This is a genomic window from Mesoplasma sp. JKS002658, from assembly GCF_023566355.1.
GTDB lineage: Bacteria > Bacillota_I > Bacilli_A > Mycoplasmatales > Mycoplasmataceae > Edwardiiplasma > Edwardiiplasma whartonense.
Genome location: NZ_JAKNSW010000001.1, coordinates 318,903 through 334,281, shown reverse-complemented (window position 1 = coordinate 334,281; position 15,379 = coordinate 318,903). Strand labels below are relative to the sequence as shown.

The 15,379-nt window shown below is 33.0% G+C and carries 12 protein-coding genes and 1 pseudogene; 2 read left to right on the top strand and 11 right to left on the bottom strand.

Annotated features, from left to right (window positions below; genetic code table 4):
- Positions 1-35: 35 nt before the first annotated feature.
- The 3 genes from LD125_RS01570 to LD125_RS01560 form a co-directional block, all read right to left on the bottom strand.
- Complete coding sequence (locus tag LD125_RS01570; RefSeq protein WP_250137001.1) at positions 36-2,780, bottom strand: cation transporting ATPase C-terminal domain-containing protein; 2,745 nt, start codon at positions 2,778-2,780, stop codon at positions 36-38.
- Between the two features lie 147 nt (positions 2,781-2,927).
- Positions 2,928-5,777 carry a hypothetical protein gene (locus LD125_RS01565; RefSeq protein WP_250137425.1) on the bottom strand — a complete coding sequence of 950 codons (2,850 nt, stop codon included), beginning with the start codon at positions 5,775-5,777 and terminating at the stop codon, positions 2,928-2,930.
- A gap of 174 nt (positions 5,778-5,951) precedes the next feature.
- Positions 5,952-6,281, bottom strand: a complete 330-nt coding sequence (locus tag LD125_RS01560; protein ID WP_250136767.1) for a hypothetical protein — start codon at positions 6,279-6,281, stop codon at positions 5,952-5,954.
- A gap of 93 nt (positions 6,282-6,374) precedes the next feature.
- Between LD125_RS01560 and plsY the strand changes: the two are divergent.
- A pseudogene (plsY, locus tag LD125_RS03905) lies at positions 6,375-7,139 on the top strand (glycerol-3-phosphate 1-O-acyltransferase PlsY); the annotation flags it as partial.
- A 196-nt stretch (positions 7,140-7,335) separates the two neighbouring features.
- Here plsY and LD125_RS01550 read toward each other — a convergent pair.
- The 6 genes from LD125_RS01550 to LD125_RS01525 all read right to left on the bottom strand — a co-directional run bounded on the left by LD125_RS01550 (position 7,336) and on the right by LD125_RS01525 (position 12,961).
- Positions 7,336-7,563, bottom strand: a complete 228-nt coding sequence (locus tag LD125_RS01550) for a YneF family protein (protein ID WP_250136765.1) — start codon at positions 7,561-7,563, stop codon at positions 7,336-7,338.
- Positions 7,564-7,589: 26 nt separating this feature from the next.
- The gene (gene tkt / locus LD125_RS01545) at positions 7,590-9,560 is read right to left on the bottom strand and encodes a transketolase (protein WP_250137427.1); all 1,971 of its coding nucleotides are present in this window, start codon (positions 9,558-9,560) and stop codon (positions 7,590-7,592) included.
- Between the two features lie 86 nt (positions 9,561-9,646).
- Positions 9,647-9,904, bottom strand: a complete 258-nt coding sequence (locus LD125_RS01540; protein WP_250137428.1) for a DUF896 domain-containing protein — start codon at positions 9,902-9,904, stop codon at positions 9,647-9,649.
- On the bottom strand, positions 9,904-10,878 hold the full coding sequence (locus LD125_RS01535; RefSeq protein WP_250137429.1) for an ROK family protein: 975 nt from the start codon (positions 10,876-10,878) through the stop codon (positions 9,904-9,906). Before LD125_RS01535 ends, LD125_RS01540 begins: the two co-directional genes overlap by 1 nt.
- A gap of 75 nt (positions 10,879-10,953) precedes the next feature.
- Positions 10,954-12,045 (bottom strand): GTPase, encoded by a 1,092-nt coding sequence (locus LD125_RS01530; protein WP_250137430.1) that lies wholly within the window; start codon positions 12,043-12,045, stop codon positions 10,954-10,956.
- Positions 12,032-12,961 carry a hypothetical protein gene (locus LD125_RS01525; RefSeq protein WP_250136760.1) on the bottom strand — a complete coding sequence of 310 codons (930 nt, stop codon included), beginning with the start codon at positions 12,959-12,961 and terminating at the stop codon, positions 12,032-12,034. The genes LD125_RS01530 and LD125_RS01525 overlap by 14 nt, the downstream gene beginning before the upstream one ends.
- A gap of 83 nt (positions 12,962-13,044) precedes the next feature.
- Between LD125_RS01525 and LD125_RS01520 the strand changes: the two genes are divergently transcribed.
- Positions 13,045-13,887 carry a hypothetical protein gene (locus tag LD125_RS01520; RefSeq protein WP_250136759.1) on the top strand — a complete coding sequence of 281 codons (843 nt, stop codon included), beginning with the start codon at positions 13,045-13,047 and terminating at the stop codon, positions 13,885-13,887.
- Here the strand turns inward: LD125_RS01520 and ruvB are convergent, their stop codons facing one another.
- Entirely contained in the window at positions 13,888-14,820 is a 933-nt protein-coding gene (ruvB, locus tag LD125_RS01515; RefSeq protein ID WP_250136758.1) for a Holliday junction branch migration DNA helicase RuvB, read from the bottom strand.
- Entirely contained in the window at positions 14,807-15,370 is a 564-nt protein-coding gene (locus LD125_RS01510; protein ID WP_250137431.1) for a helix-hairpin-helix domain-containing protein, read from the bottom strand. The genes ruvB and LD125_RS01510 overlap by 14 nt, the downstream gene beginning before the upstream one ends.
- Positions 15,371-15,379 lie beyond the last annotated feature (9 nt).

The following is a 15,379-nucleotide window of genomic DNA, read 5'->3' as shown; positions in this document are numbered from 1 at the left end:
ATTCTTAAAAAATATAAGGTGTTTTGGTTTGTTTTTTAAAATCAGGTTCGTTGATGGCGGAAGTAAATCTCTTTTAAGAAGTCAACTCCAAACATTAAAATTACCATCGCTCCAATAATCATCAAGTAGAACTCTCATCACGGCGTAACCATATCAAAGGCAGTTTGAATTTTAGGAATCACAGGAAGGGCCAAAAAGAAAGCTACTCCCGTAATTAAAGCAATTGTCAATGGTTTACTTGGTCGACTTTGATAGAATCGGGCATAGTTATCTCTAGCTACCAAGATAAAGGTAATATGAGAGAGACTATCACCAATAAAGATTGAAGTTTGAATTTGCTCTAACTGGTGGATTCAATCGCCTTGTTCTTGACGAATGTTAGTTAACAGGTGCGGGTTAAAAGCAAAGGTTAAAACTAAGGTCATTACAATGTTTAATCCAACTAAAATTATTGCATTTGAGAGGGCAAAAGGAATAATCGACTTTGTTTTTCACTGACTTGGTTTAATCAAATACTGATCGTTAATTTTGTCATAAATAATTGTGTATTCAATCACATTATAAGCCATATTTTGAATCAACAATTCGATTGCTGAGATTGATTCATGATTAAAGAAAAGAATTCCAAACAACATTTTTAAAGTTAATGAAATTGTTCCAGTAACCTTTAACTTAATGTATTTAACTGTGTTCATCAACCCAATCCGTGACTCTTTAATGGAAGTAATTAACTGCATTAAATCCAAATGATTAATCACCAGAGTGGCACAATATTTACCAAAATCATCACTATTAGTTAAGGTAATACCAATATCAGCTGTTAAAAGTTGGAAACTATCTTCACTATCAGCACCTAAAAAACCAATGGTGTTATTTAACTTTTTAAAGAGACGAATAATCCGAGTTTGGGCATTTAAATTCAAGTTAAAAAAGACATTTGCATTCCTAATTTTTTCAGTTAATTGTTTATCAGTGTAGTTAATAATTTCATTACCATCAACTGCTTTTTTAATTTTAAAATTAAGGTCTCGCGCTAAAGCAATTACTTCTCCTAAACTCTTTTTTGAAAATAACAAAACGTTAATATCTTGGTGTTGAATTTCTTTAACAATCGAACTGCTGCCACTTTTAGTTGAACTCAATAAATCAATTCTTCCTAAGAAGATGTAGTCATCATAAAAAAACGTTCCAGTCGAATAATCTTTTGTTCCTTTTTCAAGATACTTATAATCAATTCCAATACTATAAAAAGCACCCTTACGGTTATCCTGATAAAGATGGTCAAGTTTTTGTTCACCAGTTAACTCTACTACTTGGTTATCTTTTTTTATTGCTAAGGTAGCAAGATTTAATGCTTTGTCGATTTTATCACGCTTAATGATTAATTCTTGTTGTTGCTCTTGGTCGTAAAAATGAAGATAAAAACTATTCTGGTTGGTAGTGCGATTAATAAAAACATAACGTTTCTTTAAAGTTTCCAAGCGATTTTGATACTTGGATGTTTTTAAAAGTAAGTTATTCAACTCTAAATTTGCAGAAGGTGAAACACTGATTGAAAGTAGCAAATAATCAAGAATAAGTTCGTTTTTATTGCCATCAATTCCGGTCATACTTTGAATATGGAAATCTTTATCCACAAAGATTTTGTCTACATCAATCGCTAAAACATCCATTGATCCGATATTTTGAACTGATGAAAGTTCTCGAATTTGAATTTTCTTCTTTGCCAAACGCGAACGAACCCGAGAAAAAGCAGCACTAAGCATCATTGGTAAACCATCAGGACTTAATGCAATTGCTACTGCCATCGCAAATAAAACAGCACTAATTCAAGTTTGACCATCACTAAAACCACTTCGTGATCCAGATAATAAAGCAACCATAATAAAAATTGTGGGAACAAAAATAATTAAAAGGTAGATTAAAATTCTGGTCACCCGTTTAACCTGATCGTCAAACGTACTTTTACTTTCTCGAGTCCGAATTTTTTCAACCTGTTCATTGTAAACGTTTTTGTTAAGATCACTAAAACTTAATGCTCAACAAGTTCCGCTAGTGACTTTACTACCACGATAAATGATATCAGTTAAATTAAAAATGTTTGGTGAAAACGAGCTGTTAAAGTACTTCTTATTAACAGGAGTGGTTAAACCAGTTAATAATTCTTGACTAACATAAAAGTTATCTGCATAAACAATGCGAGCATCTACTGGAACAATGTCGCCTGGTTGAAGATAAAAGACATCACCTCGAAGAAGGTTAAGTGCATCAACATCAGTTAAATGACCCATTAAATCATGAGCCTGGAGAGGGTTAGCAAACGGATTAGTTGCTGGATTTAAAACAACGTTGCGTAAAACTTTGACCGTTTCAATGTGATGGTTATAAAAGGTTTGGTTTCCTTTTCAAATACCATAATTAGTATATTCAGTTACCACTACAGAAATTCCAACTGAAATAAAAACTAATAGCGCTCCAGCTAAGTAAGTATAAGCATCTTTAGCGCTTGGATTTAATCCATACATCACCAGATTATAAATAATAATCGCTACTAAAATTAAAGTAAAAACATCTTTAAAAGATTCCAAGAAGTACTTAAGCCAGGGAAAGTGTTCTTTTTTGGTTTGGTTTTTAACTTTTGAAGCTACATATTGTTCGGTTAAACCAAAGCTTGGTGCATCCAAAGAATCTAGGATTTGACCAATAGAACTATTAGCATACTTAATAATTTTTTTAGCCGAAGGTGTCTTGACCACTTGGTTTACTTCTGTTTTTGGCATCCTGAACCCCGATCTATGAATAAGTTTTGAAATCTATTATTCATTTTATTATATTAACTAATAATTAGATACTGCAATTTTTTCTTTTTTTAATTTCCAAATGAGAATGAAAACTCCTCTTATTTTAAAAGGGGAGTTTTCAGACTATTATTCGTTTCGTGTAATTGACTCTTCATCACTATAGTTTGGTTTTTGGACAAAGTCGTGCTCTTTTTGTTTTCACCACTTAAATCCATCATCTAAGCGAATTGCTCGACACGCAAAGTAGAGTTCTTCATCAAAATCAGGTTTTAAAGTGTTCCAGTGGTATTTATAACCAACCCGTCCATGTTTAGTTAATCATTGGTGACTCTTTTTCTCAGTAGCAAAGATCTTTGCTTCTTTGTCTCTGCCCAGGTTCTCCATTGCTTGAACGACAATTTTTCCACGAGGTGAACCCCAATTCATTTGTCGCATCAATAACCGACTACCAACACTCAAACCAAGGGTCATAAATAATACAAAGTAAATTAGAAGAATACCCAATTGTGTGAAAATGTAATTAGTTGTTAAAGCAGTTGTTCCTGATTCAGAAACTCCATAAACAATCGCTCCTAGTCCCTTTAAAACATAGGTGAAAGGAACAACATAACTAATGGCATGGAAGAAGGCAAACTGACTGAGAGCTGGAAAAGTTCCCCCTCCAGCTGCTAAAGAAAGGACTAAAACAATAACACAACAAAATCGTCCAACAGCCTCATCTTCAATTGTGAACCAGACGCCCTGAATAATGGTCATGAAAATTAAAACGCTAAACATCAATCATAACCAGATATAAACCATCGTGCTAACTCCAAGTTGGTGTCACCCTACTGCGTAGGTGACTCAAGTAACAAGTGTTCCTTGAACTAAGGCAATTGTAGCAAAGAGCATTCATTTTCCCACATATCAACTTGTAGCAGTTGCTTTTTTGGTTCTTTTAGCCCGATCAAAAATAAAACTTTGTAGTAATGAACCAACATATAGTCCAATTAAGAGGAAGAATTGCCCTAAACCAATTCCATATAGACCGTATTTGGAACCTTTAATCGTCATCGTAGTCAACTTTTGATTAGTCATTCCATAACTATTTTTAGCAAGTAGTTGTGCTAAAATTCTTGGCAGTAACTCGCTAATGTTAGTAGCTCCTAAAAGATAAGTAGAATTGTTTTTAATATTGATGTTTAAATTCGTAACAAACTGATCGTTGGTCATAATCGCCTTGGTAGTAAAAATTGGTGAAGAATTAAAATTATCATAATTAATATCAGTTCCTGTGATTTGCTTCCAAATTGTTGAAACAATCTTACTTAAATATTTGGTGCTAGCAAGACTTTTTTGACCAGTAGTAACTTGATAAGTTTCATAGTTAAGCGTAACAAAGGTTTGATCTACTGGAGCATTACCCAAAACTCCCTTAACTACAGCAATTACCTTGTTTAGTAAATCAATCACACTTTCTGCATCTCCACTAATGCCAAGCGCTTTAGCAATCGCGATTATTCTGGTTAATAAAGGCGAGTTACTTGCTGTATTTAACACAGTTTTTAACAAATTAATAAACTTACCACCAACTTCATCAGCAGTAGCATTTGGATCTATTTCTCCATTATTTAACCCAGCATCAATATTTCCAAAAACAGTGTAATCACGAATATTAGCATTAGTGGCAGTATTAACTGGTAATTTCGAAGCATCAGGCATGACATAAGTAGTAGCATCTTCTAAAGTTGTTTGCGTGGTTGAACCTTCAATACCTCATAAGACATCTTCACCATTACTTGAACCAATTAACTTCTTAATTGTGGCTCCCTTATAAGAAATGTTAGCCCCAGTATTACTAATTAGTGCGTTGTTTAATATTGTTGGAATCGCTTTGATAAAAACTCCACCAATAACGTTACTAATCGTGGTTAAATAATATCCAAAAATGAAATTTCGCTCAAAGGTAGTTCAAACATCAAGAGGTTTCATACTAGTAACCAATTGGGTCAAAAAGTCTCCATCAAGATCAGTAGTGGTTCCATCATCATTTTGAGTAGCATTACTTTTAGCAAGCATTGTTCCCATATAAGTTAAAAGTTTTTCAATAAAACCATCAGGAATCTTCATTTGAACATAGTACTTTGTTCCTTCTCACTGATGATCAATCTCTTTTTGATTATTTAAATAAGTAATATTAGTTAACTGATAAGTACTATTAATTTTGTTGGATTTAAAAGTGTGAGTTAAATCACTCTCATTAGCACCTGAGGGCTGAAGAACACTTTTAGCAATGGTTCAACCACTCATCACCTTTAAGTTAAAAGTAGGATTGGTTGAATCATAACTAAAACTAGCATTATCTCCATCAACATGAGTGGCTAAGGTAATTGTGGGTGCACTGGCTTGATTATTTAAGACATCCAAAATTGTTGCTTCAAGGTTGGCGATTTTTACGTTCGTATCAATTAAGCTATTAGGAATTAACCAAGCACCATTACTCGATTGGTGGATGCTTTTTGTTTCATCAGCACTATCATAACCCATTTGGCTATTGATGTCATTAACACCAACATCACTGATACTTTCTAAAGGACCAAAAAAGTAAGGATTAGTTGCACTAGTGGTCGTGGTTGGGTTTTCTTTAGTCGATTGAACCATGACTACAGCTTGATCTTGATCCATGATAACCATTGGTGCACGACCAATATTTTGAATCGGGTTTCAGAAAGCAACAATACAAATAACTCCATAAATAATTGGAATAATCGAAATTCCTGCAAACTTAATTAAACGTTTAGGACTACTTAACACTCGGTCTTCAAACTCTGTGATATAAGTTTTTCAGACTAATCCAAACCAGGTACGAATCCTTTTTCCTAAAGCGGGCTTTTGTGAGAGATTGCGATCTTCCTTTTTTTTTCAAACTGACCCAAATCAAGCACCACTTTTTTGTCCTGAATTATTTTTTTTGGGTGAGTTTCCATCTTTGCTCATGATTTAGTTCCTTTCAAAATTTGGTAATTTAACTTAAAAAGATTGATTACTAAAAACTAGTGATTTAAAATTTGTGGTTTTCTGAGATTTTGGTTGAATAAAACCTTCAGCAATTATAAAAGATTTTATCTAACAAGCCTAAGAAAGTAAACGAAAAAAACTTCAATTGCTTTTTTATTTTTCTTCACTTAACGTTTTTTGGCGCCGTTGAATAAAGACTTCTTGTAGTTCACATTCAGCAATTTTAGTCTTTACTCCAACAAGTTGTACTTGCGCAGTTTCTTGTTCTAAACGGCGTGAATAAACCATCGTGTAAATTACTCAACCAAAAATTGGTAAGAACCATCATAATCACAATTTACCGCGAATCCTTTTATAAACTGCTTTTTCTTGTTCTTGATAACTTTGTTTAGTTAGAGTGGTTGTAGTGATCAATTGTTCAAGTTCGCTTTCATTCATTTGACTAGGATCAATTAGATTATATTTACTTTGTTTTGTGCTCATAGCATTTCTCCTTCTTGAGGTTAGAAAAACCCTTTTATTTATTAACGATTAATTTATAATAACATTATTGTATAAAAAAAGGATTGGGTTCGTTTGCATTATCTAGGAATAATTCTCGCTAGTATTACCGCTTATTTAATTGGTTCAATTTCTTGATCAATTATTATTGTTCGGTGAAGACGAGGCATTGATGTTCGTTCAGTAGGATCGAAAAACGCTGGAGCTACTAACACTACAAGACTGCTAGGGAAAAAATGAGGTTTAATTACAGCCTTGTTAGATGGATTTAAAGTCGTTGTGGCAGCTCTAATTGCTGTTCTATTCTCTTTAATCCCCTCTTCTTTATTTAGTGAGACTAGTTATTTTATTCCTGCGGTTTTTGTTTTAATTGGTCATTGTTGACCAATCTATTACAAATTCAAAGGAGGTAAGGCAGTCTCTTGCTTCTTGGGTTTGATTTTTATCTCTAATGTATGATACTTGTTCATCTTCTTAATTGTCTGATTTATTGCTGCTGGTTTTAGTAGAAAGGTCAGTGTTTCTTCAATTATTGGGGCAATAGTTGTTGGGTTAATTATTTGATTACCATGATTAAATGGTTTAAGTTCGTTTGCTTGAAGATGAAACTCGTATGATGTTTGGGTTCAAGAAGCTTGAAGCAGCGTATGATTAAGGTTTGCTTGGATGAATTATCTTCATATGCCAATCGCTGAACACGTTACTCATCTTAAAGGGTTTGCTAGTGGAATGTTAGAAATTCAAATTGTCAACTTAATCGGAGGAGTCATCTTATTGGTGCGTCATTGACCAAATTTCTCTAGAATTGCCAAACACGAAGAACCCCAAACTTTCCCGAAATTAACTGCTCAAGAAAAGGCTAAACTTCGTTATTTACACAATCAACCCCGAATTACTGCTGAAGAACGTAAGGAAATTCAACGGTTAGAAAAGATTGATAAGTTGTCGCAAAAAGCGTTGAAAATTCAAGAAAAAATCGATAAGTTAGATCAACAAAAACCCCCAAAGGATTAGAACCTTTGGGGGTTTTTGTTGATTATTTTGCCCGTTTAACAGCATTCATCGTTTTTTTAATGTCAGCTTCTGAGGGCTTTCGTCCCATACTTAAATACATTGCTCGAATTTGAGCTTCATTAATTGGGGGGTTATTTTTCAATTGCTTGCGAACAACTGCTCGGGTAATAAAAAACCCAGCAATTCCTCCAACAACTAAAGAAACAAGAATCACTCCCACTAGTAGACCTGCTAATGCACCACCAGTCATAAGGTTCCTCCTTTTTATCTCATCGTTTATTTTACCAATTTTAAGATTTGATTACTAATTTTTTGACTATCAAAACCTACTTGACTAATAACTTCTTCACCTGGTCCTGAAGCACCAAAAGTATCAATTCCCAGATTTAAACCATTATCTCCAGTATATTTTGCCCATCCAAAAGTAGTTCCCATTTCTAAAGAAACTTTAAATGTATCTGGACGAATCACTGATTGACGATAAGCAAGGGGTTGTTGGTCAAATAATGAAGTAGAAACCATCGAAACAACGTTAACTTTGATATGATGAGAGGCAAGAATTTTTGCCACATCAAGAGCTAAAGAAACCTCACTTCCACTAGCAATTAAACTAACTCGGGGTTGATCAACACTTTGAATCAAATATCCACCTCGAGCAACTTGTTCAATAACGTTTTGGTGATTCAATTGCACCAAATCTTGACGCGTAGCTACAATTACACTAGGAACTTTCTTTCCTTGCTTGATTGCTCAGTGATAAGCACCAACCACCTCTTGATAATCACAAGGACGAAATAAAACCACATTAGGAATTGAACGAATCATTGCTAATTGTTCAACAGGTTGATGAGTTGGTCCGTCTTCTCCAACTGCAACACTATCGTGAGTGAAGATATAAAGAACTTGTTGTTCCATCAATGCAGAAAGTCGTAGGGCTGGTTTTAAATAATCTGAAAACACAAAGAAAGTTGAAACAAAAGGTAAAATTCCTTCGTGCAAACTTAAACCATTTGCAATGGCAGCCATTGCAAATTCCCGGACACCAAACATAATGTTTCTTCCAATTAAATTTTGTTCAGAAAATTTTCCATCAGCACCAACCACTTTAGTTGAACCACCCAAATCAGCTGATCCACCCATCATGGTAGGAATTTTAGTAGTTAAATTATCTAAAACCAAACCAGAAGAAACTCTTGTTGCTTGAGGCTTAGTCGGAATTTGGTTTAACATAGCATCAAAATCAACCTGATAATTCTTCTTTAAAGCTTGATCTAATGTTTTTGCTAATTCAGGAAACTGGTGTTGATAAATTTTAAACAAATCACTTCACTGGTTATATGCTTGTTGACCGCTTTTTAAGGTGTGTTCTTGATAAAATTGATAAACCTCTTCAGGAACATTAAATTCTTCGTATTGATAATCCCAAGTCTCTTTAACATGGTTTAAATCGTTGCCTAGCGGTGCTCCATGGACACTTGGTGTTCCTTGTTTTGTTGCGCCATGGCCAATGATTGTTTTAACTTCGATATAGGTTGGCTTATCACTTTTTTTAGCTTGTTGAATTGCCTGAGAAATTGCTTCTAAGTCTTCGCCATCCTCAACTCTAATACTATTTCAATTCTCTGCTTTAAAGCGTTCGATAAAGTTCTCTTCTTGACTAGAAGCGATAAAATCATCTAATTGGACATCATTAGAATCATGCAAAAGAATTAGTTTACTGAGTTTATTTTTCCCTGCAAATGAAATCGCTTCTTGAGCAACCCCTTCTTGCAAGTCGCCATCCCCACAAAGCACATAAGTAAAATGATCGATAATCTCAAACTCGGGTTGGTTAAACTTTGCTGAAAGAAATTTTTCAGCAACCGCCATCCCCACTGCAATTCCAATTCCTTGTCCTAAAGGTCCAGTGGTTGCTTCTACACCACTAATACCTAGTTCGGGATGTCCAGGAGTTTTACTTCCAGTTTGACGAAAATTCTTTAAATCATCAATTGATATATCAAAACCAGCAAGATGAAGAGTCGCGTACAACAAAGCACTTCCGTGTCCTGCACTCAAAACAAAACGGTCACGATTAAACCATTGAGGGTGAGTGGGGTCTACTTTTAAATTTTCAGCATACAACGAATACATCATTGGTGCAGCACCCAAAGCAATTCCTGGATGACCCGAATTCGCCTTATTAATCATTTCTACTGCCAAAATTCGTAGAGCATTAAGATTGTTATTACCTTTATTATTAAACATTTTATTATTACCCCTTGTTGATTCTTTTTGATTATACCCTCCAAAACAGACAAATCCCTCCCAGAAAGAAAAGAAAACAAGAAAGTTTAATCCTTCTTGTTTTCTTCCTTTTTTTCTTGAGAACTAACATCTCGTCCTGGTGAATCTACCACTTTAATCGTTCTTAACTGACTTCGTAATCCTTCTTTAAAATTTTTAATGAAACGTTCACGAAGTAACTCACGATAAGCAGCTTCTTCAATAGTTAGCGTGCGAATTTTACTTAATTTAGTTAAACGGTTAATCTCTTGCACTAAGCTCTCTTCGTCTAATTGCTCGATTGATAAAAATTCGTTCTTAGACATTAAATTGTCCATTCTCAATCATTAATTGCATAATAAGCAGCACCAACAATTCCCGCATCGTTTCCTAACTCAGCAACTGAAATCACTACATCTTTTTTATACATGTCAACAATGATATTATCCAATCCTTCTCAAACAATATCAACTAGGTCTTGACCCATTTTTGAGCCTCCACCCCCTAAAACAACTGCTTTTGTATCTAAAGCATAAATCATTAAAGACATATGGGTTAACAAGGGTTTATAAATTTCTAATAACAATTCTTTTAACTGAGGATCTTTGGTTTTCTTATAAACTGTAGCAATATCTTTCATTTCCAAACGCTCGATGTTAACACCGTTTACTTCAAGAAGTTTTTTTACTGGATGTTCAGGGTTTTGATCAAAGATTTTTTTCATCGCTCTTGCCACTCCGACTGCTGAAGTGGTTGGTTCTAAACATTCTTTGATTCCACAATTACATGAAAAAACTTCTTGCATGTGACCACCATGACCAAACTCACCAGCAAAACCGTGTTCACCAGTGACCAACTTACCATCCAGGACAATCGCGCCACCAACTCCAGTACCAAGAATATAAAAAATCTCAGAATTATACTTAGAAGCAGCACCAGTTCAAAATTCACCAAGTGCTGCAGCATTAGCATCATTTAAAACATAAACTGGTTTGCCAATAAACAACTTTTCTAGTTCTGCTTTTAAATTAAAGTCAAACCAATTTAAGTTTCCTGCAATCTTAATAATTCCGTTTTTATGATCAATAAAACCTGGTGAATCAAACCCAATCCGTTCGATATCAGTTTTATAGTCATAACCCCATTCTTTTAAACTTGCCATAACTTGATTAACCAAATTAGGAAGTAAGTTCTTCATGTCGTTTTTGACTTCACCTTTTTGTTCAATTTCACCATATTGATTAATAACACCGAACTTTGCAGATGTTCCCCCCAAATCAATACCTAGTACTTTTTTCATACTTAACCTCATTTCATGACATTCTTATTATAATGATTAAAACACTGTTTTACTTGAAAATAAACAGCTTTTCTTTTAAATCAGTGCCTTTCTTGTCTCGACTAATAAATTAGAATTTTTTGCAGGAACAAAATATCAAACCTCATCCTTAGGGTGAAGTAAAAAACTAACTCAACCCAATTCTTGAACAAAAACATCAATTTTTTGATACCAAAGTTTCTCATTCAGAACAACCTGTTTTTGTTGATAACTTTCTTGATACAACAACCCAGGATGTAGAGTAGTGAAATTTTTATTTAAATAACTTTCAAAATTAGCAGGTTTGGTACGGTGAAGATTGACCATCGGGTTTTGATAAAAATGAATATCTCGAGGTGAACTTAATTTTAAAGTTAAAGCAAATAAATTACCATAAACAAAAGTTTGGGGCTGATCGATTTGAAAGGTTACTTGCTTTAGTTCTTTTTTAAAGTAAAGGTATTTTAACTCTGATGGAGCAATCAAGGAAGTAAAGGAATTCTTTTCAATAATCCCTGGTGTATCAACCAAGGTGATGTTGTTATACTCTAGTCTGATTAAATCAATAGTAGTGTTTAAAAAAGGTGATTCAACAATGCTTGGAGTTTGATCCAAAGCAGTGATTAAACTGTTTAAAATTGAGGATTTTCCCACGTTAGTTCGACCAATAAAGTAGTTATTTTTGAACTTTTTCACAGCTTTTAATAGTTCGTCAATTCCTTGTTTATTAACTTTAGAGAAGAAAATAATTTTCACACCCGCTAAACCAGTGGAAGCAAATAAGGATTCTAAGTAAGTTGCAATCTTCTTTAATTTTACTGCTTTTGGCAATAAATCAACTTTATTGATAACAATTGTGCTCGTGCTTGGATTTAAACTTTTTTCTAAATTAGGAATTCGACTAGCATTCAAATTAAAAATATCTAACAAATAAAAAAAATGATCATTCTCATCTTGTTTGTGAATTAAATCAACTACTTGTTGCTCAAACTTCACTCCATCAATAGAGGTATCAATCACCACTAAATCGTTATAGTTTTTAATCCGAAAGCATCGATAGCAATAGTCTCCTTCAATTTTGGGAGTATAACCTCAATTTTGGGGATCAATAGTTTGTAATTCTCGTCCACAACCCTTACATTTTTTCATCACTAACCACCTTGCTATTTTTATTAACTCCATAAACATAAATAAAATTAATCAAATACAATAACTTTAAAACATCATTTTGGCAATGACGGCGAACTTCTCTAATTTTTTCATTATAACTATTGAATTGTTCTACATCAGCGAATTTGGGAATTGTATAAAACTCCAAAGCGCTAATACACAGTTGGTAAATATTGGTTTTTTCAGCTAAAAAATTACCTTGATAATAACTATCAAAATAATCAAAAAATTTAGCTAAGCCGGGAAGTTGAACTGTTTTTTCACCCATTTTACCTGGTTTCAAGTTTTTTTGGTTGTAGAATTCAATACCAGTTTGATTAAAATTGGTAAAACTAAACCCGTTTTCTAAGGTTTTATAAATATCAAAAGTATTAATTTCAATTTTTTGAGTAACTTTTGAACGAAAGAAAAGTTCAGTAGTTTTATTGTTTAAAAGCGTGGGATGTTGGTTAATTCAACGTTCTAAAATTCTAACATCATTGCTTTGTCCAGCAAAAACTAAAGTTTTAATCTCTTTAGTTAAGCAAGTATTCACAAAAGAGGTCAACATTTTATCCATCGTCTTTTTAAAGTTAAAGTGCTTTTGTTCATACCTACGTCGGACATAAAGAGTAGAAATCGCCTTTTTATTCTTTCTTTGTAATAAATCCATATAACTTTGAGCAAAAGAAAAAGACAAAGTGTAAATCAGCGAAGGTTCTGCTTCATTATAAAGCTGGGTATCAAAATTACCCTTATCGTGAGAACGGTTAAAAAATTCTGTATCCATAACTACAACTGGAAACTTAATTATTTTTAATAAATGTTCTTTTACCAACTTTTGATCCACATAAAACTTTTGGTACTTGTTCAATTTATAGTGATCGCCCTCTTGTTTAAAATCGGTCTTCTTCATCATAACCTCAATTCTATTTAGTTGATTGCGAACCCAAATTAGATATAATATAAATTATATAAGAAAGTTAGGTTAGTTTTTACATGAAAATTTTTAAAAATTCAATTGACCAATCAACAGTAAATTGAACCCAAGAAACAGTCAAACGTTTGGTAAAACAGATTCAAAGTGACTTTAGTAAGTTAGATGACGATTCTGAATTACCCGCACAATTGCCAAACATTATCATCGATAAACAAGAGTTAACTAACGAACTGAACAAAATCACCCGTGAAGCATCTTATTTAAAAAGTTTTTCTGATGCAGTTGGTTTTATCAACAGTCAAAAAATTAACATTACTGATAAAGATGGACAAATTTCTTTAGTTGACTTGCAAAACTTGGTTCAGTTTAATCCCACTACTGGAATTGCTCCCCCAATGGCAAAACTAATGATTAAAATTCAATTTGGTCGCACTTTTAATCAAGCGAGCAAAGTCTTAGATTTTATTCGTGATTTGCAAAATAAGATTGGCAAAGAAGAATTGGTGAAAGAAATTGATGCTGTTGATGTTGAATACCTTTTAAACAAAGGAATCAAAGAAATCGGTGTTGACATCGAAAATTATATCGAAAGAAATAAAAATAATAAGAACAAAGATATCAGTAAGGATATTAGTGAAGAAGTAGCGGTGATTAATTCTCCAACGGTTACTTGAGCTGAAAAGACTCAAGCTAAAGATGTTATTGTCATGTTTGCTGATAGAAGTTATCAAAGTTATGTTAATAATAATTTGTCAATTGATACTTTGCTAAATGTTGAAACTAAACAAAAAGAATGGAAAGAGTTTATTGCCATTTCTGCTTTAATCAATCAACTAACCTTAAAGATTGATTTTGGTGATTGTCTATTAAAACAAATCCAAATTGATGCTAAAGTTGAGTAATTACTCAACTTTTTTTATGAATGCTTCACCCTTAGCTGTAATCATTCGTCCTTTATTAGTTCTAATTACATATCCTTCACCAATTAAATAGGGTTCGATCATTGATTTAATTATCTTTCAAGGAATGTTTAAACGTTGCATAATATTTTCTAATCCCAATGGTGAAGATGAGGTCAACACTTGGAGATATTTCAAATCATCACTAGTTAATCCTTGCTCATAAAGTCCCATTTGGTGTAAAATTTGCTTAAGATTTTCTTGATTGTTAAGATTTTTGATTTTTCCTGTTAAATAAAAATCATTAATTCTTTTTGTTAAATTAAGGGCAATTCGTGGAGTTTTACGAGCATAACCTCCTAAATAAGTCGCCATCATTAAATTTAAAGGTAAATTAATCGTTTGTGCATAACCAGCAATTATAGTGCCAATTTCTTCACAACCATAATCATCCAGGCACAAATAAATAGGAAACCGATTAAGAAAAGGAGAAGCGAGTTGATCTAATTCTGTTGTTGCAGTAATTAGGGTAAAGGGTGGTAAAGTAATTTGAATATTTTTAGAATTGTATTCTTGACCAATAATTAAACTAATTTTGCCTTCATCAATCACTGGATAAAGAATTTCACTAACCTGGGTACTAATTGCATGAACTTCATCAATAAAAATAATCTCATTTGGTTTCAGAGTTGTCAAAACTGAAATAATATCACTTGGTTTTTGCAAACTTGTTCCGTTAAGTATATGAATCTTTACTTTCATAACTTTGGCAATTAATTTTGCTAAAGTAGTTTTTCCCATTCCACTTTGTCCATAAATCAACGTGTGATCAAGGGGTTTTTCTAAAATCATTGCTGATTGAACATACATTTTTAAATTGGTAATAATTCTATTCTGTCCTTGATACTCAGCTCAAACATCACTATCTTGATTCATTAACTTCTCCTCCTAACCACGTTAATAAAAACTGCAAACATTCTTCATCATTTCTGGTTAAATCTAAATTTTTAATGACATTTAACACTTTAATTCGAGAATAACCAAGACGGGTTAAACAACTAATCAATTCCTCTTCACGCGAAGAATAAGTCACGTTAAAAAGCGTTTTTTGGAGTTTTGTAATGACATTTTTAGCCATTTTAGTGCCAATTCCTTTTAATTCAAGTAATTTAGCTTCATTATTAGTTTTAACAATCATCAAAATTTCTTGGTAAGTGTAACTTTTCACCAGCAATTGAGCGTTTTTCAAACCAATTCCAGGAATTTTTAATAATTCTCGAAATAAAGTTCGTTCGTGTTGGTTATAAAAAGCTAACCAAATAGTATTAAATTCATTGTGATAAACTAATAAATAAACCTTTTTGGTAGAAACTTGTGCTTTATAAAAGATTAACTGATAAATAAAGGTTTGATCTTGAACCAGAAAATAAAGTTGATCTTCTTCTAAATAATGATTTGATGACTTTAATAAGAGACTGTCAAGCATTTTTACCCC